The sequence below is a fragment of the Psychroflexus aestuariivivens genome (assembly GCF_004010055.1).
Classification (GTDB): Bacteria; Bacteroidota; Bacteroidia; order Flavobacteriales; family Flavobacteriaceae; genus Psychroflexus; species Psychroflexus aestuariivivens.
Window position 1 is genome coordinate 97,804 of record NZ_RQVT01000001.1, and the last position, 23,082, is coordinate 120,885.

Annotated in this window: 16 protein-coding genes; 10 read left to right on the forward strand and 6 right to left on the reverse strand. The window is 34.7% G+C overall.

Translation table 11 applies throughout. The features are described from left to right. Position 1: 1 nt before the first annotated feature. The 5 genes from EIG86_RS00445 to purL form a co-directional block, all read right to left on the reverse strand. On the reverse strand, positions 2–1,609 hold the full coding sequence (locus EIG86_RS00445) for a BCCT family transporter (protein ID WP_127844188.1): 1,608 nt from the start codon (positions 1,607–1,609) through the stop codon (positions 2–4). Positions 1,610–1,639: 30 nt separating this feature from the next. Continuing rightward, positions 1,640–2,776 (reverse strand): hypothetical protein, encoded by a 1,137-nt coding sequence (locus EIG86_RS00450; RefSeq protein ID WP_127844189.1) that lies wholly within the window; start codon positions 2,774–2,776, stop codon positions 1,640–1,642. 97 nt (positions 2,777–2,873) lie between these two features. Then, complete coding sequence (gene acs, locus EIG86_RS00455; RefSeq protein ID WP_127844190.1) at positions 2,874–4,859, reverse strand: acetate--CoA ligase; 1,986 nt, start codon at positions 4,857–4,859, stop codon at positions 2,874–2,876. 107 nt (positions 4,860–4,966) lie between these two features. Beyond that, positions 4,967–5,467, reverse strand: coding sequence for a cupin domain-containing protein (locus EIG86_RS00460; RefSeq protein ID WP_127844191.1), 501 nt, complete (start codon positions 5,465–5,467; stop codon positions 4,967–4,969). 3 nt (positions 5,468–5,470) lie between these two features. After that, positions 5,471–9,124 (reverse strand): phosphoribosylformylglycinamidine synthase, encoded by a 3,654-nt coding sequence (gene purL, locus EIG86_RS00465; RefSeq protein WP_127844192.1) that lies wholly within the window; start codon positions 9,122–9,124, stop codon positions 5,471–5,473. A 148-nt stretch (positions 9,125–9,272) separates the two neighbouring features. On the opposite strand from purL, the gene EIG86_RS00470 reads away from it, so the two are divergent. From EIG86_RS00470 to EIG86_RS00495, 6 genes are all read left to right on the forward strand, one after another. Continuing rightward, entirely contained in the window at positions 9,273–10,346 is a 1,074-nt protein-coding gene (locus tag EIG86_RS00470; protein ID WP_127844193.1) for a DUF3810 domain-containing protein, read from the forward strand. Between the two features lie 15 nt (positions 10,347–10,361). After that, positions 10,362–13,358 (forward strand): amidohydrolase family protein, encoded by a 2,997-nt coding sequence (locus tag EIG86_RS00475; RefSeq protein ID WP_127844194.1) that lies wholly within the window; start codon positions 10,362–10,364, stop codon positions 13,356–13,358. A 1-nt stretch (position 13,359) separates the two neighbouring features. After that, a complete protein-coding gene (locus EIG86_RS00480) occupies positions 13,360–14,646 on the forward strand; it encodes an amidohydrolase family protein (protein WP_127844195.1) in 1,287 nt (428 codons plus the stop codon). A gap of 105 nt (positions 14,647–14,751) precedes the next feature. Then, positions 14,752–16,857, forward strand: coding sequence for an ATP-dependent DNA helicase RecG (recG, locus tag EIG86_RS00485; protein WP_127844196.1), 2,106 nt, complete (start codon positions 14,752–14,754; stop codon positions 16,855–16,857). A 50-nt stretch (positions 16,858–16,907) separates the two neighbouring features. Continuing rightward, positions 16,908–17,402 carry a GreA/GreB family elongation factor gene (locus EIG86_RS00490; RefSeq protein ID WP_127844197.1) on the forward strand — a complete coding sequence of 165 codons (495 nt, stop codon included), beginning with the start codon at positions 16,908–16,910 and terminating at the stop codon, positions 17,400–17,402. 20 nt (positions 17,403–17,422) lie between these two features. Next, positions 17,423–17,929, forward strand: a complete 507-nt coding sequence (locus tag EIG86_RS00495) for a hypothetical protein (RefSeq protein WP_127844198.1) — start codon at positions 17,423–17,425, stop codon at positions 17,927–17,929. 62 nt (positions 17,930–17,991) lie between these two features. On the opposite strand, the gene EIG86_RS00500 is transcribed toward EIG86_RS00495, so the two are convergent. Beyond that, complete coding sequence (locus tag EIG86_RS00500; RefSeq protein ID WP_127844199.1) at positions 17,992–18,642, reverse strand: alpha/beta hydrolase; 651 nt, start codon at positions 18,640–18,642, stop codon at positions 17,992–17,994. Between the two features lie 128 nt (positions 18,643–18,770). Here EIG86_RS00500 and EIG86_RS00505 point away from each other — a divergent pair, with 128 nt between their 5' ends. From EIG86_RS00505 to EIG86_RS00520, 4 genes are all read left to right on the forward strand, one after another. Next, positions 18,771–19,199, forward strand: coding sequence for a PaaI family thioesterase (locus tag EIG86_RS00505; RefSeq protein ID WP_127844200.1), 429 nt, complete (start codon positions 18,771–18,773; stop codon positions 19,197–19,199). Continuing rightward, a complete protein-coding gene (locus EIG86_RS00510; RefSeq protein WP_127844201.1) occupies positions 19,196–20,299 on the forward strand; it encodes a chorismate-binding protein in 1,104 nt (367 codons plus the stop codon). Before EIG86_RS00505 ends, EIG86_RS00510 begins: the two co-directional genes overlap by 4 nt. Before the next feature lie 51 nt (positions 20,300–20,350). Continuing rightward, a complete protein-coding gene (menD, locus tag EIG86_RS00515) occupies positions 20,351–22,081 on the forward strand; it encodes a 2-succinyl-5-enolpyruvyl-6-hydroxy-3-cyclohexene-1-carboxylic-acid synthase (protein ID WP_127844202.1) in 1,731 nt (576 codons plus the stop codon). 90 nt (positions 22,082–22,171) lie between these two features. Next, on the forward strand, positions 22,172–23,011 hold the full coding sequence (locus tag EIG86_RS00520; RefSeq protein ID WP_127844203.1) for a CvfB family protein: 840 nt from the start codon (positions 22,172–22,174) through the stop codon (positions 23,009–23,011). Positions 23,012–23,082 lie beyond the last annotated feature (71 nt).

Here is a 23,082-nt window from a genome sequence, read left to right on the forward strand (position 1 = left end):
TTTATTTTTTATTTCTTTTCTGAATAATTTTACCTACAATTTTTTCGTAATCCTCTTTTTGTTGAGTTTCTTTTTTCTTTTCATGTTTTTTCACTTCATCACTTAATCCTTTATATAGCGAATAACACATAATCAACAAAATTAGTGCAAATGGCAATCCAGTTGCTATTGAAGCGGTTTGTAAAGCACCTAAACCACCACCGATAAGTAAAACTGCAGCTACAGCACCTTCTGTTACAGCCCAAAAAATACGTTGACCAACGGGCGCTTCAATTTTCCCTCCGGAGGTTAAACTATCAATAACGAGTGATCCTGAATCTGAAGATGTGATGAAAAATCCAATAATTAATATAATGCCTACAATATTCAAAACTGTTGCTAAAGGAAAATCTTCGAAAAACACAAATAGGGCAGTAGCGACATCATCATCTACAGCCTGCATAATTGTATCGTTTCCATTCATCACCAAATCTAATGCTGAGCTTCCAAAGGCAGTTATCCAAAAAAATGTAATTAAACTCGGCACTACCAAAACGCCAAGAATAAATTCTTTTACAGTTCGACCTTTGGACACTCTAGCTATAAAAGTTCCTACAAAAGGAGACCAAGCAATCCACCAACCCCAGTAAAATAATGTCCAATCGTTCTGCCAATCTCCACCCGTGAAACTTTCATTCCAAGTAGAAATTTCAACAACACTACTAAAGTAATTCCCAACATTTTCAAGATAGCTTTCAAAAATAAAAAGAGTTGGTCCTAGAATTAAAACCAAAACCAAAAGTACCACAGCAATGCGAATATTCCACTCACTCAAAACTTTTACGCCTTTATCAACCCCCAAAACCACAGAAATAGTTGCGACAAGAGTAATTCCCCCGATCAACAAAACTTGTGTAGTTTTACCGCCGCTAATTTCAAAAACGTGTTCCAAACCTGCTGCAACTTGTTGTACACCAAGTCCAAGTGAAGTTGCCAAGCCAAATAAAGTGGCTAAAACTGCAAAAATATCGATAATATCTCCTAGAATTCCATAAATTTTATCACCAAAAAAGGGATAAAACACACTTCTAATAGTTAATGGCAAGCCTCTGGAATAAGTGAAAAATGCCAAAGCCAAGCCTACTAAAGCATAAATGCCCCAAGCGTGAAATCCCCAATGTAAAAAAGTGAAATTCATAGCTTCTTTGGCAGCTTCAATTGTGTTTGCATCTGCACTTGGCGGAGTGGCAAAATGTGTAATTGGTTCGGCTATACTCCAAAACAAAAGTCCAATACCCATACCAGCGCTAAAAAGCATCGAAAACCAAGAAACAGTTTTGAATTCTGGCTCAGCATCTTTTCCGCCTAATCGTATTTTACCAAATTTACTAAAGGCAACGAAAAGCACAAAAATTAAAAAAACATTGACGCTTAACACAAAAAACCAACCGCCCCATTCGGCAATTTGATTTTGTGTTTCATTAAAAAAATCTTTGGCAGAGTCCTCGAAAACTAGAGTTAGTATAATTCCTAGAACAATTAAAATAGTTGAAGTGAAAAAAACAGGACCATTCACTTCTAACCCAAAAATGGATTTTTTTTCATCACTTCTAGTAACTTTCTGAGACATAAAATTTAGTTTTTAGAAAATTAAAAAAAATTATCGGGATTTGTTGTCCGTTAGAAAATAATATCCAAAATTGATATTGAATCTAGCTTCCCAATCTAAGTTTGGGTTTCCTTCACCCAATTCGTTGGTAAAATCTCCTCCAAACCAGGAATGATTATACCCAGCTGCATAATCTATATAAATATAAACATCGCCAGCTGTAACTAAAACGCCTGTCACATTCATTGCAGAATTTTTGAAACCAGTTGCTTTTTTATCCATATAACCAAAGTCATTGTAAAATGTAAGTTTGCTTATCGGTCCTATTTCAACGGGCAGGCCATAAGAAATTGCTGCTGTGTACATTTCAAAATCTGAAGCGATATCATAAGGAAATCCGTAAGCGCCCATTCTGACAACATCTCGACGTTCACCTTCAGGATTTTTTGGGTTATGACGTGCTGAAATCAATTCGGTTTTAAGATTCCATCGTTTATAGAAAATTTCGTGATGAAGCGCCAGCGCATGATGATTTCCTGTTTGCTTGGTTTCAATATTATACAAGCCGCCATATTGTGCTGATAAACCTAACCGATGATTGAATTTCTCGCCAGTTTTGTAAACAAATTTACCATTGACTTGATTGATTTCTTTATTAGTTCCAACAATATCATAGGCATACCTATTGGTGCTGACTTCATTTGAACCGCCCAAATCTAATAATTCTGAGTTTTTGAAAAATGCCAATTGATATTCAAATTTATTACCGATATTCATGTATTTCACACCTAAATCATGGTCATCTTCTAAACCAACATAATACGTCAAGTTAAAAAACCAATTGTGAGAATTATAAGTTTGAATTCCAAACGGAACTTGGGTTAAACCTAGATGAACATCTTCTTGTTCATTAATAGAATAGCCTAACCAGCCTTGCTTCATAAATCCACCACCAAAAGCGCTAGAATATTCTCTATACTCAGCATTTAAATAAACATTTTTATATTTTGCTTCTGCATTAATTCTGAAAAAGTCATATACAAAATCTCCGCCGATATCTTTTTGCTCTGAATTCCACGAACTCATTAAATAATTGTAACGTAATGCGCCTCCTACATCAACAATAGGTTTATCTTGAGCAAAATTAAAAATAGGGATTAAGATGAAAAATAAAAATTTTTCTTTCATTTCTGAGAGTTTTCAATTTTATTATTTCTAAAATTAAATAAAAAATCCAAATAGAAAAACTTCTATTTGGATTTTCATTTTCTAATAATTTAACTTTTTACTTTAAAGCAGATTTCACTTTATCAATGACTTCATCAACAATTTCGGGATCGAGTAAGGTAGATGTGTCTCCAAGCTGGTCAAATTCTTGTGAAGAGACTTTCCTTAAAATTCGTCTCATAATTTTGCCACTTCGTGTTTTTGGTAATCCAGACACAAAGTGAATGCGATCTAATTTTGCAATTGGACCAATTTTACTAGAAATCAGTTGATTGATTTCTTTGCGGACATTATCATGTTTTCTAGTTTCTCCTTCTTCTTTCAGAATAATAAAACCAGCCAAAGCATTACCTTTGACTTCATGTGGGAAACCAACAATAGCAGATTCTGCTACAGCAGGATGTTCATTTATGGCATCTTCAATTGGAGCAGTACCAAGATTATGACCAGACACGATTACAACATCGTCCACGCGACCAGTTATTCTGTAATAGCCGACTTCATCTTTCAGAGCGCCATCCCCAGTAAAATATTTATCTTTATATGTAGAAAAATAGGTGTTTTTGTAACGTTCATGGTCGCCATAAACTGTTCTAGCAATACTTGGCCAAGGATGCTTGATACATAATCTGCCATTTGCAGGATAACCTTCCAATTCGTTGCCTTCTTCATCCATTAAACAAGCTTGAATTCCAGGAAACGGAAGCGTTGCATAAGTTGGTTTGGTTGGTGTTACAAAAGGAATTGGAGAAATCATGATTCCTCCAGTTTCAGTTTGCCACCACGTATCTACAATTGGACATTGTTTTTTGCCAATATTATCATTATACCAATTCCAAGCTTCTTCATTAATCGGTTCACCAACAGTTCCTAAAACTTTTAATGAAGATAAATCGTATTTATTTACAAAATCTATAGATTGTTTTGCAAGTGCTCGAATTGCGGTTGGCGCAGTGTAAAATTGATTGACTTTATGTTTTTCTACAATCTCCCAAAATCTTCCAAAATCGGGATAAGATGGCACGCCTTCAAACATTAGAGTTGTTGCTCCGTTTAAAAGTGGACCGTAAACAATATAGGAATGTCCAGTAATCCAACCAATATCTGCCGTACACCAATACACATCTTTTGGTCGATATTGAAAGATATTTTTGAATGTATATGCAGTATAAACCATATAGCCAGCACTTGTGTGAACCATGCCTTTCGGTTTGCCGGTAGAACCAGAAGTATATAAAATAAATAGAGGATCTTCAGCATCCATAACTTCAGCAGAACATTCTTCTGAAGCTTGACCTAAAACTTCATGAAGCCAAACATCTCTATTGATTTCAAAATTAATGTCAGATTGTGTTCGTTTGGCAACTAAAACATTTTCTATACTTGGTGTTTCTTTTAGAGCTTCATCTGCAATAGATTTCAAATCAATAGTTTTACCACCTCTGAATCCTCCGTCTGCTGTAACTAACATTTTGCATTCAGCATCATTTATTCGTGAAGCTAATGCTGAAGCTGAAAATCCTGCAAATACTACAGAATGTATAGCACCGATTCTTGCACAAGCTAAAACTGTAATTGTCAATTCTGGTATCATTGGTAAATACACACAAACGCGATCGCCTTTTTGAATACCGTGATTTTTCAAAACATTTGCCATTTTGTTGACGCGCTTGTGCAAATCATTATAACTAATGTACTGCGTCTCTTCTTCGGGATCATTAGGTTCCCAAATTATAGCGTTTTGATGGCCTAATTTTTCTAAATGCCGATCTATACAATTTTCTGTTATGTTTAGTTTTGCATTTTCAAACCATTTGATGTCAACATTCTCTTTATCCCAAGACATGACATTATCCCATTTTTGGCGCCATTCAAAATTATTTTCAGCAATAGTATTCCAAAAATCATCTGGATCATTTTTGGAAATTCTATAAATATCAAAATATTCTGGTAATGAATTGATATTGTAGTAAGAGTGAGTGATTTTTTTTAAATATTCTGCGACTTCCTTTTCGTGGGCTTCTGAATAAGATTTTGAACTCATTTGAAAATGATTTTTTAGTTTGTTTTGAAAAATACAAAAAAAACCATTTCCAAAGTCTAAAATATCTCAGTTATAAACTTTAAGAAATCATAATCCTCTTATAAACACTAAACTCTTGTCAATTTCGAAATAATGTCTTTATGATTTGGAAATTTTTTCACTAAATCCTTTCGATTGGCCAGTTCAAAATCTTTAAAATCGAACCCTGGTGAAACCGTACAACCTACCAAAGCAAAACCTTCAGAAGAGATAATTTCAGCAGAAAACCAAACTTTTGCTGGAACCACAAACTGTGGAATTTCACCTTGATCAAAACGATTACCGATTTTCACTTTTGAATAATCACCATTTTCAGAAATCATGTGTAAAAGGATGGTTTGTCCGGTGTAGAAATGCCAAATTTCATCTTGATTCACCCGATGAAATGCAGAAAAAGAATCGGAAGTCAGCATAAAATAAATGCAAGTTGAAAAACTCCGCGAACCATCAAAATAGGAGGGAAGAAGCGCACTTTCAGCAGTTAATGCGCTTCTGTATGTTTCTTTGAAATAGCCACCTTCTGGATGTTTTTCTAACTTCAATTTGCTTATAATTTCAGCTTTAGTCATTGCTTAAATATTTTTGTTCAACCAAGTTTTTGCGTTTTTGAAAGCTTCCAACCAAGGTGAAACTTCATCTTGTCGATCTTTTGGATAATACGCCCAATTCCAAGGAAACGTCGAACGTTCCAAGTGTGGCATCATTACCAAATGTCTACCAGAATCATCGCAAAGCATAGCGGCGTTATAATCTGAACCATTCGGATTGCAAGGAAATTCTTCTCTGAAATATTTGCCTGGAATGTTATATTCAGATTCAGTTTTCGGTAAGTTGAATTTACCTTCACCGTGCGCTGCCCAAATGCCGAGTCGGCTGCCTTCCAAATTTTTCAACATCACCGCATTCGATTTTTGAATATCGATTGCTGTAAATTGACATTCGAATTTTCCAGAATCGTTATGAAGCATTTTTGGCTTTTCATCGTGTTCTGGCGTGATTAAACCCAATTCCACAAAAAGTTGACAACCATTACAAACGCCTAAAGACAAGGTGTCTTCCCTGTTGAAGAAATTTTTAAGCGCCAAATTTGCGTTCTCATTATATTTAAAAGCGCCAGCCCAGCCTTTCGCACTTCCCAAAACATCTGAATTTGAAAATCCACCAACTGCTGCAATAAATTGGACATCTTCCAGATTTTCTCGTCCAGACATTAAATCTGTCATGTGAATATCTTTAACATCAAAACCAGCTAAATGCATGGCTCTAGCCATTTCTCGCTCGCTATTCGATCCTTTTTCACGAATGATTGCTGCTTTTATTTTTGGTGAATGGTCAAGTTTCAATTTTCCGTCAAAATGTTCAGGAAATTTGAAATTCAGTCCGTTGTTTTTGAAATTTTCAAAGCGTTCTTTAGCTTTTTCTTCGCCACTTTGGTGCTTGTCAAATTCATAAGAGGTTTTTCGCCAGAAATCTCGATAAGTATCAATATTGAATTGAAGTTTTTGTCGCTGATGCTGAATTTTCAATTCACCTGAATTTGTTACTGTTCCAATTTGAATTGCTTTGATATTCAGCGATTCTAATTCTTTTGAAAGTTCGGAATTCCCTTGGAAAATAATACCACTGTTTTCTGAAAATAAAATCTTAAATAGGTCAGTTTCATTTAGATTCGATAAATCGATTTCAGCACCAAGATTGTTTTCAGCAAAACACAATTCCAATAAAGCTGTAATCATTCCACCCGAAGAAATATCATGTCCGCTAGCGATTTTATTTGCTTTTATCAAATTTTGAATCGCATTGAATTTACTTTTGAAGGCGTCGTCATTTTTAATACTTGGCGCACTCTCACCAACTTTATTTAAAATTTGCGCAAAAGATGAACCCCCAAGTTTAAAATCATCGCCAGAAAAATCTAAGTAGTAAATTGGTCCGGCATTCAATTGAAAAACAGGTTCTATTACATTTGAAATATCATTGCAATTTCCTGCAGCAGAAATGATTACTGTTCCAGGAGAAATGACTTCTTTATCTTTATATCTTTGTTTCATCGACAAAGAGTCTTTTCCGGTAGGAACGTTGATGCCTAAATTTATTGAAAATTCTGAAACTGCTTTCACAGCTTCATAAAGCCTGGCATCTTCGCCTTCATTCTTACAAGGCCACATCCAGTTGGCAGACAATGAGACAGATTTTAAGTCGTCTTTCAACGGTGCCCAAATGATGTTAGTCAAAGCTTCAGCTATTGAATTTTTAGCGCCAGCGATTGGATCAATTAAACCTGAAATTGGTGCATGACCGATTGAAGTCGCAACGCCTTCTTTGCCATTGTAATCCAAAGCCACAACGCCACAATTATTTAGTGGAATTTGAAGCGCGCCCAAAGTTTGTTGTTTGGCAACGCGACCGCTAACGCAACGGTCAACTTTGTTCGTCAACCAATCTTTGCTTGCCACAGCTTCCAATTGAAGTAGTTGCTCAACGTAATTGTAAGTTTTAGATTTTTCAATTTCTATTTTACTGTAGTTTCTTTCAATACTTTCATCGGTCATGATTGTTTTTGGCGAACTGCCAAACATATCATCGAGTTGAAGATTTAATGGCGTTTCTCCAGTATTTTGATTTTTGAAGACAAATTGATGATCATTGGTAACTTTTCCAACACGATACATCGGAGCGCGCTCTCTTTCAGCAATTTTTTGAAGTGTATCTGCATCTTTTTCTCCCATCACTAAACCCATGCGTTCTTGAGATTCGTTGCCGATAATTTCTTTAGCAGAAAGCGTAGGATCGCCAATAGGAAGTTTGTCAATATCAATATGTCCGCCAGTGTCTTCAACAAGTTCACTCAAACAATTCAAATGTCCGCCGGCTCCATGATCGTGAATAGAATTAATAGGGTTTTTATCAGCTTCTATCATGGCGCGAATAGCGTTAGCCGCTCTTTTTTGCATTTCAGGATTGGAGCGTTGAACAGCATTCAATTCTATTCCACTTTCGAATTCTCCTGTATCTGCAGAAGACACGGCAGCGCCGCCCATTCCAATTCTATAATTGTCGCCACCAAGAATGATGATGTCATCGTTTTCTTTCGGCAAATCTTTAATAGCTTGCGATTTTTTACCGTAGCCAACGCCACCAGCCAACATTACAACTTTATCGTAGGCCAGAGTTCTATCGTGTTCTTTATGTTCAAAAGTGAACACAGAACCAGTGATTAACGGTTGTCCAAATTTATTACCAAAATCGGAAGCGCCGTTGGAAGCTTTGATTAAAATATCCAAAGGCGTCTGGTAAAGCCAAGGTCTTGGCGGAATGTTTTGCTCCCAATCTTGATTATTTATTCGAGAATAGGAAGTCATGTAAACTGCTGAACCTGCCAATGGAAGTGAACCCTTTCCGCCAGCTAATCTGTCTCGAATTTCACCGCCACTTCCAGTTGCTGCACCGTTGAATGGTTCAACTGTAGTGGGAAAATTGTGTGTTTCAGCTTTTAAAGAGATGACTGATTCAAACTCAGAATTTTGATAAAAATCTGCAATATCAGCCCGTTTTGGGGCAAATTGTTCAACTTTTGGTCCTTCTATAAATGCCACATTGTCTTTGTATGCAGAGACAATCGAATTTGGGTTTTTTTGTGAAGTTTTCTTAATCATTTTGAACAATGATTCTTCTTTTTCTTGTCCATCAATAATAAAAGTGCCATTGAAAATTTTATGGCGACAGTGTTCAGAATTGACTTGAGAAAATCCAAAAACTTCAGCATCAGTTAGTTTTCTACCAATTTTGTTGGACAAATCCACAAGATATTTTACTTCTTCTACATTTAGAGCTAAACCTTCTTTCGCATTATATTCAGAAATATCATCGATTTCTAATACGGGTTCCGGTTTAATGTCAATTTGAAAAATATTCTGGTCTAAGCCGTCGTATTTTTGAAACAACATTTTGTCAAAATCTGATGAGTTTTTATCGGTTTCATGAAACTCTTCAATTCTAGAAATCCCTGGAACTCCCATGTTTTGGGTGATTTCTACCGCATTTGTACTCCAGGGTGTAATCATTACCCGACGAGGCCCAATAAAATGTCCATCGATTTGTTTTTCATCTACAAATGTAGCATCGCCAAATAGCCATTTTAGTTTTTTGATGGTTTCATAATCAGGACGTTTGTCCAAAGAAACAGCATAAAAGTGCGCCGAGTCAGTTTTGAAGAAGATAATCATTTCTGAGTTATTTAAGTTGTGTTTTGACGCCTTCAAAATTACGATAAATATATGAGTATTTCAGATTTTTGGTTAAGTTTGAATTTAATTTTCATGAATAATAAAATTCCAATTTATCATTGGTTTTCAACTTTAACTAAATTCAGTTTTGAAACATTTCACACTCAAATTTTTAGCTATTTTATTACCTATCCAAATTGCGTTGATTTCGATATTGAAATTATTTCCTAAATTTATTGAACAATATTATAGCCAAAATCTGTTTTTTGTCATCTCCAAAACTCAACATTTCTTACTGTCCTGGATTCCATTTTCATTTGGTGATTTATTATACGCTTTTATAGTTATTTGGATTTTATTCTGGATTTTCAAACTTTTTCGAAATAAATTCAAAAATTTCAAAATCAAGTTGTTAGAAGTATTGGCATTTTTGTCTGTATTTTACTTCTTATTCCATTTCTTTTGGGGTTTGAATTACTATAGATTGCCTTTACATAAAAATTTAAAGATTGGAACAGAATATTCTAAAACTGAATTGGTAGATTTTACATGTGAATTGATTCAAAGAACCAATATTGCACATCGAAAATTAGTTAGTCACGATTCAACTAAAGTCGACTTCAATTTTAAACAAAAAGAGTTGCAAGATTTAGTTTTTGATGCTTATCAAAATTTTGAAAACGAAAAGTTTCATTTCAAATATGAAAGAGAAAATGTAAAGCCTTCATTATTTTCTTTACCACTTTCATATGCAGGATTCAGTGGTTACGTAAATCCATTTACAAATGAAGCGCAGTATAATTACAAAATACCAACTTATAAATTACCAACATCGATTGCTCATGAAATCGGCCATCAATTAGGCTATTCCAAAGAAAATGAAGCCAATTTTATTGCGTCAATTTTAAGTATTCATGATAAAAACCCACATGTGAGATATTCGGGTTTAACTTTTGCCTTAAAATATAGTCTAACTGATATTTATAAAAGTGACCCTGAATTATCTCAAGTTCTAATTTCTGAATTGAATCCTGGGGTAATGAAGAATTATAAAGAAGTTCAGGGTTTTTGGGATAAGTATCGTGGTCCTATTGAACTATTTATGGAAATGATGTATGGTAATTATCTAAAAATCAACAACCAACCGAAAGGTATGGATAGCTATAATTATGTTGTTGCTTTACTTGTGAACTACCATAAAAGCTTTAATATTTTTGAATAACTAAAATCAATTTCAATGAAACACAATGTTTTAATTTTATTATTTTTTATTGGTTTTTTAGCCTCCTCTCAGGACTATTTTCCCGATAGTCAAGCGGTAAAAACCAAATCTGAAAATTTCGTGGCTTTGCATTCGGCAACGATTCACGTATCATCAAAAAAAACTATTGAATATGCGACGATTTTGTTTAAAAATGGTAAAATAATAGATGTTGGGAAATCAGTAAAATTACCTGAAAACACAATTAAAATTGATGCTAAAGGAAAGCATATTTATCCATCATTTATCGAGGTTTATTCTGATTTCGGAATCAAAAAGATTGAATCTGCACCAAGACAATCTCAACCCCAATACGATCCAAACCGAAAAGGTTATTATTGGAATGACCACGTTAGACCAGACCAAAACGCCATTTCTCATTTTGAATTCGATGATTCTGAAGCTGAAAAACTAAGAAAATCAGGTTTTGGTGTCGTCAACACGCACATTACAGATGGCTTTGTAAGAGGAACTTCAGCTTTATTTGCATTGAACGAAAGTGAAAATGTGAATGAAAATTTACTGTCTAAACATTCTGCACAATATTTTGCGTTTGACAAAAGCAAACAATCTCGACAAGCCTATCCAAGCTCTATTATGGGTTTCACAGCTTTGCTAAGACAGTTTTATTTGGATACCGAAGCTTATCAAAACGGTTTGATTGACAACAAAGATTTAGCAATTGAAGCTTTTATTGGCAATAAAAATTTACCACAAATTTTTAATGTTGATAATTATTTAAATGCTTTGCGTGCTGACAAAATTGGAGATCAGTTTGGCGTTCAATACACAATAATTGGTAGTGGAGATGAATATAAACGTGTTCAAGAGATTAAAGATACCAAAGCAAAATTCATTTTGCCTTTAGATTTTCCAGAGGCTTTCGATGTAGAAAATCCGCATTTGAGAGACTACTTGTCATTATCAGAGATGAGACATTGGCATCACGCACCTGCTAATCCAAAGATTTTAGCTGACAATGACATTACTTTTGCATTCACAAGCAAAGGTTTGGAGTCTCCAGATGAACTTTTGAAAAATCTTAGAAAATCTATCGATTTAGGTTTGGATAAAAATTTAGCTTTAGCTGCTTTAACCGAAGTTCCTGCAGAAATTATCGGTAAATCTGACCAACTCGGAACTTTGGAAAAAGGTAAAATAGCAAACTTTTTCATCTCATCGAAAGCTTTATTTGAAGATGATTTCAAAATCTATGAAAATTGGGTACAAGGTGAACGCCATATTTTCGAAGACATCGATGTTATAGATATTTCAGGTCAATACAACTTAACTTTTGAAGGTGAAACCTACGAACTAAACATCAAAAATGAAGCTGAAAAATATTCTGCTGAAGTTAAGCAAGACACTTTGAAATTAGGCAGCAAATTAACTTATGAAAAAGGCTGGTTAAACCTTATTCTCACTGAAACCGACAAAGACAGCGACAAATATGTTTTGCTGACCTCTAAAATTGACACATCAAATAAAGCAATTTCAGGGAAAGCTATTTTACCAAATGGCGATGAAACTAAATTCACAGCAACTATAGCTACAAATAAAGAAAGTGAAGATAAAGATGAGGATAAAGATGAAGAAAAAGAGGATGAAAGTGATGCAAAACTTTTGAACGTCAGATATCCAAATATGGCTTATGGTTTAAAAGATAAAACCAAAGAATCCCATCGACTTTTGATTAAAAACGCCACGGTAATCACTGGAGAATCCGAAGGAACTTTAGAAAATACGGATGTTTTGGTGATCGACGGAAAAATCGAAAAAATCGATCGAAACCTAAACGACCGTCGCGCTGAAGTCATTGAAGGTGAAGGTAAATATTTAACAGCTGGAATCGTGGATGAACATTCACATATTGCAGCTAGTTCTGTCAATGAAGGCGGTCATAATTCTTCTGCGGAAGTCACAATGGAAGACGCTGTCAATCCCGACGATATAAGCATTTATAGAGCTTTAGCTGGTGGTGTGACTAGCGTTCAGTTACTACACGGTTCTGCCAATCCAATTGGTGGTCAATCTGCCATTTTAAAATTAAAATGGGGCGAAGATGCTGAAGATATGATTTACGACAATTCTCCAAAATTCATCAAATTCGCTTTGGGTGAAAATGTGAAGCAGTCCAACTGGGGCGGAAATTCTCGTTTTCCACAAAGTAGAATGGGCGTAGAGCAGGTGTTTATAGATTATTTTACAAGAGCCAAAGAATATGAACACAAAAAGAATTCTGGTGAAACATACCGTAAAGACGAAGAAATGGAAACTTTACTGGAAATCATCAATGGCGAACGTTTTATCAGTTGTCATTCTTACGTTCAAAGTGAAATCAATATGTTGATGAAAGTGGCTGAACAATTTGGTTTTACAGTCAACACGTTTACGCACATTTTAGAAGGTTATAAAGTTGCTGACAAAATGAAAGCACACGGCGCTGGCGCGTCCACCTTCAGCGATTGGTGGGCTTACAAATACGAGGTTAATGATGCAATTCCATTTAATGCGGCAATCATGCACAATCAAGGAATCACTGTTGCGATAAATAGTGATGATGGCGAAATGATTCGAAGATTGAATCAAGAAGCCGCCAAAACCATTAAATATGGTGATGTTTCAGAAGATGAAGCTTGGAAATTTGTAACATTAAACCCTGCCAAATTATTGCATATTGAAGATCGAGTCGGTAGTATCAAAGTAGGTAAAGATGCCGATCTTGTGTTATGGAATGTGCATCCGCTTTCAGTTTATGCAAAACCAGAAAAAACTATGATTGAAGGTCAAATTTACTTCGATTTAGAGAAAGATTTAGCCATGAGGGAATCTATAAAAGAGGAGCGAAATTTTCTCATTAACAAAATGATGAAAGCAAAAAACAAAGGTTTAAAAACACAACCGATCAAAAAGAAAGAAAAAGAATTTTTGCATTGCGATAGTTTAGATGAACTCAACCATACACACGAATAAAATGAAAAATTTTTCAAATACCATACAGATTCTAATCGCCTTGTTGATTTCAATTTCGACAATGGCGCAACAAACGCCAGCTCCAGAGCAAAATGAAACAATTTCAATTGTAGGTGGAACGGCTCACATTGGCAATGGCGAAGTGATAGAAGATGCCGTTATTGTTTTTGATAATGGAAAAATTACTTATGTAGGAACCGATAAAACTCAGGCAAAAGGGAAACAAATTTCAGCAGAAAACAATCACATTTATCCTGGTTTCATTGCGCCAAATGCCACTTTAGGTTTAGTTGAAATCGATGCGGTAAAAGCTACGGATGATGAAGATGAATTGGGTAAAATGTTACCACATGTAAGAAGTATCATTGCGTATAACACAGAAAGTAAAATTGTAGAAAGTATGCGACCAAATGGGGTGTTGATGGGACAAATCGCGCCTCGTGGCGGACGAATTTCAGGAACCTCTTCCATTGTTCATTTCGATGCTTGGAACTGGGAAGATGCAATCATCAAGGAAGACGATGGCATTCATTTGAATTGGCCAAGCAGTTTCAAAAGAAGCGGCAGTTGGTATGATGCAGAACGTCCTTTTGAACAAAATAAAAAATATGATTCAGAAGTTGAAAACCTGATTACATATTTTCAAAATGCGAAAGTCTACAATTCAGATGAAAAAGATTTAGAATTTGAAGCCATGCAGGGCCTTTTTGAGGGTTCTAAATCATTATTTGTTCATGTTGATGGTGAAAAAGAAATTCAAGATGTGATTAGTTTTAAGAAACAAATGAATTTTGATCAATTGACGATTGTCGGCGCTTATCAAAGTCATAAACTTGCCAAATTATTGAAATCCGAAAATATTTCAGTATTGATTCAGCGTGTGCATTCTACACCAACTTTTGAAGACGATGACTACGATTTACCATACAAATTACCCAAAATACTTCATGATGCAGGTGTTTTGGTCGCTTTGGAAGGCAGCGGAAGCATGGAACGTATGAATTCCAGAAATTTACCATTTTATGCCGGAACCGCTGCGGCTTTTGGTTTAGATAAAGAAATTGCCTTGCAAATGATTACGCTGAATACAGCTAAAATTCTTGGTGTAGACAATCAAATTGGAAGTTTGGAAGTGGGCAAAGATGCTACGTTATTTATCAGTGAAGGCGATGCTTTAGACATGAAAACAAACAAATTGATTCAAGCATTTATCCAAGGTAGAAACATCAGTTTAGAAACTCATCAAACGGAATTGTATCAACGTTATTCTGATAAATACGACGATTAATTTTTAATTTTAAAATTAATCAAAGCTGTTTCATTTTGAAGCAGCTTTTTTCGTTTTTAGAAGGAAGATTTGTAAATTTTTTTTGAATTATACTATATTCGTTTCATGAATTCTAAAACGCTTCAAACTCCAATCGTTTACCTAAAAGGTGTCGGTCCGCAACGTGCAGATTTGCTGAAAACGGAGTTGCAAATTCATACATTTCAAGACTTGTTGGAATTTTTTCCGTTTAGATATATTGATAAATCTCAATATTATAAGATTAAAGATTTACAAAACAATAGTGCAGAAGTTCAAATTTTAGGTAAAATTTCCAGTGTAAAATCTGTTCCGATGAAACGTGGAAAACGTTTGGTTGCTGAGTTTTACGACGATACCGGAACGATGGAGTTGGTTTGGTTTCGCGGACATAAGTGGATTTTAGAAAATCTAAAAACAAATGTGCCTTACGTAATTTTTGGAAAGCTGAATTATTTCAAAGGCACGTTTTCTATGCCTCATCCAGATATTGAATTGTTGTCTGAACATCAGCAAAAATCGAATGTCAAAATGCAACCAGTTTATCCTTCAACCGAAAAATTAAACAAACGTGGCATTTCCAATAAAATGATGAGTAGTTTGGTTTTTGAATTGTTGAAATCTTACGGCAAACAAATTCATGAGACGTTATCCGACAATATTATATCAGATTTGAAACTGATGCCTAAAGCGGAATCTGTTTTTAATATTCATTTTCCAACTTCTTCAGAAAATTTAGCCAAAGCACAATTTCGATTGAAATTTGAAGAGTTTTTTTACATTCAACTTCAGCTTTTGCGAAAAAATGCAGTTCATAAATCAAAAATTAAAGGTTTTAGATTTGAACAAGTTGGCGATTATTTTAATGATTTCTACAAAAACGTGTTGCCGTTTGAATTGACTAACGCGCAGAAAAAAGTACTGAAAGAAATTAGAAAAGACTTGGGTAGTAATGCTCAAATGAATCGACTTTTACAAGGCGATGTGGGTTCAGGAAAAACCATTGTGGCATTGATGAGCATGTTGATGGCTTTGGATAACGGATTTCAGGCCTGTTTGATGGCACCAACAGAAATTCTAGCAACACAACATTACGAAGGGATTTCAGAATTGTGTGAAGCCATGAATGTTGAAGTTGCTCTCTTAACAGGTTCTACAAAAAAGAAAAATCGTAAAATTTTACATGAAAAATTAGAAAATGGAGAACTCCATATATTGATTGGCACACATGCGTTGATTGAAGACAAAGTCGTTTTCAAAAATCTAGGGTTTGCAGTTATAGATGAACAACATCGTTTTGGCGTGGCTCAACGTGCCAAACTTTGGAAGAAAAATACATTACCGCCACATGTTTTAGTGATGACGGCAACGCCAATTCCAAGAACTCTAGCTATGAGTTTGTATGGCGATTTAGATATTTCCGTCATAGATGAATTGCCGCCCGGTAGAAAACCTGTCAAGACAGTTCATCGTTACGATAGCAACCGATTGAAAGTGTTTCGATTTATCAAAGATGAAATCGGAAAAGGTCGACAAGTTTATGTGGTTTATCCTTTAATTGAAGAATCAGCCAATTTCGATTATAAAGATTTGATGGACGGTTACGCCAGCATTGAACGCGAATTTCCTAAACCAAAATATCAAATTTCAATTGTTCATGGCAAAATGAAACCTGAAGACAAAGCTTATGAAATGGACAGATTTGTCCAAGGGATAACGCAAATTATGGTAGCAACAACCGTAATAGAAGTCGGTGTAAATGTGCCAAATGCCAGTTTGATGATTATAGAAAGTGCAGAACGATTTGGCCTGTCTCAGCTTCACCAATTGCGTGGTCGAGTAGGGCGTGGCGCAGAACAAAGTTATTGTATTCTTATCACTGGCAAAAAATTAAGCAACGAAGGCCGAACCCGAATGGAAACCATGACGGCAACCAACGATGGTTTTAAAATTGCAGAAGTCGATTTGAAATTACGTGGTCCAGGCAATTTAATGGGAACTCAACAAAGCGGCATTTTGGATTTGAAAATCGCAGATTTAGTAAAAGACAATCAGATTTTGAAAATCGCTAGAAGTTACGCACAACACGTCATTAAAGCCGATCCAAATTTCAAATTACCAGAGCACAAAAATATCAACATCACTTTCAGAAATCTGTTTAAAGACACTACAATTTGGAATTATATAAGTTAATGTCTTTATTTTTACTTATATTAAATCTTGATTTTATGTAAATAAAGAATATGAGCAGAGGTTTTGTAAAAGAAAGTGATCAAGAAGAAGCGCCGATAATACCGCCAAGAGCAGCTTTACCTGAGGGTCAAATTAATTATGTTACGCCTAAAGGTTTAGACATGTTGGAGAACGAAAAAACTGAACTTCAACAATCGCGTTCAGAGTTGAATGTTGACGATGATACTGAGCGAAGAAGAGCGCTGACAGTCATAGATGGCAAGTTAAAATTACTTCAAGATCGGTTGAACTCGGCGCAACTTATTCAGCCGAAAGATCAACCGCAAGATGAAGTTAGATTCGGTGCAAAAGTGACTTTTAGAATGAATGCTAACAAACAGGAATTTCAAATTGTTGGCGTGGATGAAGCTGATGTCAAACAGAAAAAAATCGCTTTTACTTCACCAATTGCAAAATCGATGACAGGTCATAAAGTTGGTAACTCGTTTGAATTTTCGCTCGGCACTGAAACAAAATCTATTGAAATTTTAGCGATAGAATATTAGGTTCAAAAGTATTTTAATCTATGATACATTTAATTTGGTCGATTTTAAACGTATTAATACTTGTATATTTTTTGTATCTGATTATTGGGTTTATAACCAAAGGTAGAAAAGTATTTAAAACACGATTTAAAATTATCTCAATTGCTATCATGAGTATTGGCGTGGCTCAACTAATCTCAGCTTCGATTTCAGAAAAAAACACAAAAAAAATTATTATTGCAAATGATTACAAATCAAAGTATAACACAAAGTTGGAACAGTTCGTTCTCGTGGATAATTTGACTTTCAATATCGAAATGACTTTAGAATACGTTGTAGACCAAGAAAAATATATTACAATTGAAAGTAGTACTTATTTAACTGGTCTCATAAGTGGTTATACTTGGGAATTTGAATCTCTTATTACCAAAAACGATGAATCCAATATAAAACCTGAATACATTGTTCATGGAACTTTAAAAAGGAATATCTTAGGAATACCAGTATACTACGAATCAAAAACAATTTTGACAAACTCGGATTTATAAAAGTATAGCTGATTCTGGTTAATTGCAAATTTAAAATTTAGGAATAAATACTGTTCTCCTGATTAACTCTGAACATTTTCAGAAATATGTTTCAACAATTCTGAATTCATCACATGTTTGCCATCAAAAGTATGAATTTCAGGTTTATGTGGAAAAATATTTTCAGTGATTTCAATTTGTGAATTCAATTTTTCTTCATTTAGATATTCATCATTTAAACCATAAATGTAATCTACTTTCAGGTTTTTCTTATGACTAAAATCTTTAGCGTGGAATTCATCTGGAATACTGCCTGAATGAATGACCAAACGATCGGCGGGAATCTTCCGTTTTGCCATCCAGCGCGTAATCACAGAAACCCCTTGAGAAAATCCCATCAGAATCAAATGTTTGTCTTCAGGAATATTTTCATTTGCTAAAACAGCATCTAAATAATTCAAAATATTTTCAGTCTCTAATTTAGTGTGTTCTTTAGTGAGCCAGGAAGCACCAACGTATTTGTAAGCTTTGGTTTGGTAGTATTTTGATGGCGCTTGTGGAGCGATAATATAATTTTCCTTAGGATTTAAATCTTCAAAATATTTGATAAAATATTTACTCAAAAAACCAATGCCATGACAAGCAATCCAAACATTTTTAGTTTGATTTGTCAATTCATTTAAAGTGCTGTAAGTATTAGTCGTTTGGTAACTGACTTGATGTTCTAGGCTCAAAATTAATCGGATTTTAGTGTGCAAATTAAAGCAATTTAGATAGAATTTTGGTCAAAACTCTAAAGCCATATTAATTTTGTCGCTTAGCTCAATAGCTTTTGTATTTTTACATTTCATAATTTATCGTAATGAACCTTTCAAAAACTGAAATTTTAGATCGCTGTAATGCTTTTACAGAAAATACATTAATGCAAACTTTAGACATCAGTTATATCGATGTCGGTGAAGATTTTCTAATTGCCAAAATGCCAGTCACACCAAAAGTTCATCAACCAGATGGCGTTTTACATGGCGGCGCAATGGTTGCATTAGCAGAAAGCGTAGGCAGTGCCGCGTGTTTTGTTTTTTTGGATGCGGAAAACTTTATAATCCGCGGTTTGGAAATTTCCGCCAATCACATTAGAAGCATCGCTTCGGGTTTTGTGTTTGCCAAAGCCCAATTTATCCATAAAGGACGTACAACTCAAGTTTGGGATATCAAACTTACAGACGAAGACGAAAGGTTGATTTCTGCGGTAAAACTGACCACAATTGCATTACCAAAACCGAAAAAATGAGTTTACAGAAAGATATAAATTCTCGATACCAATCGCAGAAACCTTTTGTTGTGTATCACAAACCACACGACAAATTAGTTAAAATGATTTTACCAAATTCTGAATCTTTACAAAACATTCAAGATTTTGATGATGCTGGATTTTTATTTGCACCATTCAATATGAAATCTGAATCTGTTTTTTTTCCTATTTCTAATGCTGAATTTAAAACTTTTCAGTTGAAAGAAATAGATCTGGAATCTGTTGAATTCAATAAAGGTGATTACAAAATTTCTAATGCTGATCAGGAAAAATATCAAAAACTAGTTGAAGATTGTGTCAATCAGATTCAGGATAAAAAATTCATAAAAGCAGTTTTGTCCAGATATATTTCTATGGATTATGAAATGAAAGATTTGGGACAGATTTTTCTACGCTTATTGAAAAAATACCCAGATGCGATGACTTACATTTGGTTTCATCCCAAAGTTGGGTTGTGGTTGGGCGCTTCGCCAGAAATTTTAGCGAATCTGAAACGCAATAAATTAGAAACCATGGCACTTGCTGGAACGCGTTCAGTAAAAGATTCCAAAGATTGGACCGATAAAGAAATAGACGAGCAACAAATTGTTGTTGACGAAATTGTAAATTCATTGAAACACAACACTAGCGATATTTTGGTTTCCGAACGTGAAACTGTCCAAGCTGGAGATTTACTGCATTTAAGAACGGATGTTGCTACTTTTATTGACCGTACTAAATTCAATGATATTTTAAAATCTTTGCATCCCACGCCAGCAGTTTGCGGTTTACCAAAAGATTCTGCCTATTATTATTTGTTGGATCATGAAGGTTACAACCGACAATTTTACACAGGATATTTTGGTGAAATCAATATGAAAAATGAAATAAAACGTTCAGAAAGGGCTCGAAATCAGGAAAACCAAGCTTATGCTTCAATTTTATCTTCAACCGAATTGTTTGTGAATTTGCGGTGTATGTCTTTTCAAGACAACAAAATTAAAATTTATGTCGGTGGCGGAATTACCAAAGATAGTCAAGCTGAAGCCGAGTGGGAGGAAACCGTTCATAAATCTCAAACCATGTTAAAAGTGCTATAAGAATTTACTTTCTAGCATTTGAATTTGGCAGAATGCCAGTATTTTTGTCGTATGAAGCACATTTATTCTTCAATTCCGTCTGCACAAATTATCACTGAAATTTGTGTTAAAAACAACATCAAGCATATCGTAATTTCTCCAGGATCGAGAAATGCGCCTTTGACGATTTCAATGGCGAATCATCCAGAAATTAAAGCTTACAGCATTGTTGACGAACGTTGTGCGGCTTTTTTTGCTTTAGGAATGACCCAACGATTGAATTCTGCAGTGGCAGTTGTTTGTACTTCGGGTTCAGCTTTGCTGAATTATTACCCAGCGGTTTCTGAAGCTTTTTATAGCAATTTGCCTTTGGTTGTTATTTCTGCAGATCGTCCAGAACACCTCATAGATGTTGGTGATGGACAAACCATTCGACAGAAAAATGTGTTTGCCAATCATATTTTGTATTCAGCTAATTTGAAAGGCGATTTTCATGAAAATTCAGATTCCGAATTGCAGCAATTTAATGCAAATGAAACACATAAAGCTTTGCAAATTGCCAATCTAAATCAAGGTCCAGTTCACATCAATGCGCCTTTTGACGAACCCTTGTATCACATTTCAGAAATACAAACTGTTGAAATCCCAAACCTACCGGATTTACCAAAAATAAATGCAGAAATTGATTTCAATACTTTTGAAACCGCTTGGAATTCTGCTGAAAAAAAATTAGTGCTAGTCGGTCTGAATTTAGATGAAATTATTGCGCCTGAAATTTTAGAATTTTTAGCCCAAGATGATTCCGTTATTGTGATGACAGAAATCACGTCTAATATTTCACATAAAAATTTTTTCACCAATATTGACGCCATCATTGCGCCAATGGAAAAATATGAGAATCGAGAAGCTTTATTTGAAGCATTTCAACCGGATTTGTTGATCACTTTAGGCGGTTTGATTGTGTCGAAAAAAATCAAAAAATGTTTGCGAGATTTTCAACCCGAACAACATTTTCACATTGATCCACTTGAGGCAAATGATACATTCTTTTGTTTAAAAAAACATTTCAAAACTACCGTCAATCATTTTTTTGGACAAGCAATTCCAAAATTGAAATCTCCAAAATCCAATTATTTTGACACTTGGAATGCCATTCGAAAAGAAACATTAACGGCTAGAATACAATATGAATCTGAAATTCCATTTTGTGATTTTGCGGTGTATTACAGTCTTTTTGAAGCATTACCAAAAGATGAAATCGTACATTTTGCGAACAGCTCCAGCATCCGATATGCAAATTTATTCGATTCCAAAAAACTGATAAAATCTTTTGCAAATCGTGGTACGAGCGGCATTGATGGCAGTACTTCAACAGCGATTGGTTACGCGGTGGCAAGTGGCGAACCAACGACTTTGGTGACTGGAGATTTGAGTTTTTTCTACGATTCTAATGCGTTATGGAACAATTATATTCCGAAGAATTTTAAAATTATTCTTTTAAACAATACAGGCGGTGGAATTTTTAGAATTTTGCCAGGAAATAAACAAACAGAATATTTTGAAAAATACTTTGAAACCACCCACAATCTAAAAGCTAAGCAACTTTGTAACATGTATGGATTCAACTACAGAACAGCATCTTCTAAAGCTGAAGTTGAAACTGCTTTGGATAATTTTTTTGAAACAAACCATCAACCTCAGTTGCTAGAAATTTTCACGCCTAGAACCGTCAATGATGAAGTTTTATTGAATTATTTTCATTTTCTGAAGGAACGAATTGATTTCAATCAAGTCTTAGAATAGTTTTCAAATTCCTATCTTAAATGAATTCAATTTAAAAATTTAAGAATTCCAGTTCTAATTTCAGTATTTTTGCAACAAATAAAAATTTCAATGTTAGAATTAGGCCTAAAACACAATTTAACCATAGATCGCGATACGCCACCGGGTTTGTTTTTGAAAAACGAAGCTGGTGATGAAGTCTTGCTTCCAAATAAGTATAAACCCAGTCATTTTGAAATCGGTGATAAATTGGAAGTTTTTGTGTATTTAGATTTTGACGAACGTCCAGTCGCAACAACTTTGGAGCCGAAAGTCATGTTGGATGAATTCGCCTATTTAAAATGTGCAGATAGCAACGATTTTGGCGCTTTTTTGGACTGGGGTTTGGAAAAACACCTTTTCGTGCCACATATCGAGCAAGCCTATAAAATGATTCCTGCTGAAAGCTACCTGATTTTTTGCTATTTGGATGAAGAAACCAATCGTTTGGTGGCGTCCAGTCGAGTGAATAAATTTGTAGACAATAGCATTCTAACTGTCGAACATTTTGACGAAGTCGATTTGATTGTGACCAATCCTACAGATATGGGTTTCAATGTAATTATAAATGAGATTCATCTTGGTTTGCTCTATAAAGATGAGGTTTTTCAGGAATTAAAAACCGGCGACCGATTGAAAGGCGTGATTAAGAAAATTCGCCCTGACAACAAAATTGACGTTTCTCTGCAACGACCTGGCTATCGTGGCATTGAACCAAATGCACAAAAGATTTTGGACAAATTAGAAACCAGTGAAGATAGATTTTTGCCAATTCACGACAAATCCAAACCAGAATTGATTTACGACACGGTACATTTAAGCAAAAAAGCTTTTAAAAAAGCAATTGGTACGCTTTATAAAAACCGTCAAATTAGCATAGAAAATGGCAAAGGTATTTATTTGAAAAAGTAAAATATTTGATGTTTCATAATTCAAAAGCCTTAAACTCCTAAAGTTTAAGGCTTTTGAATTTTATAAAACTA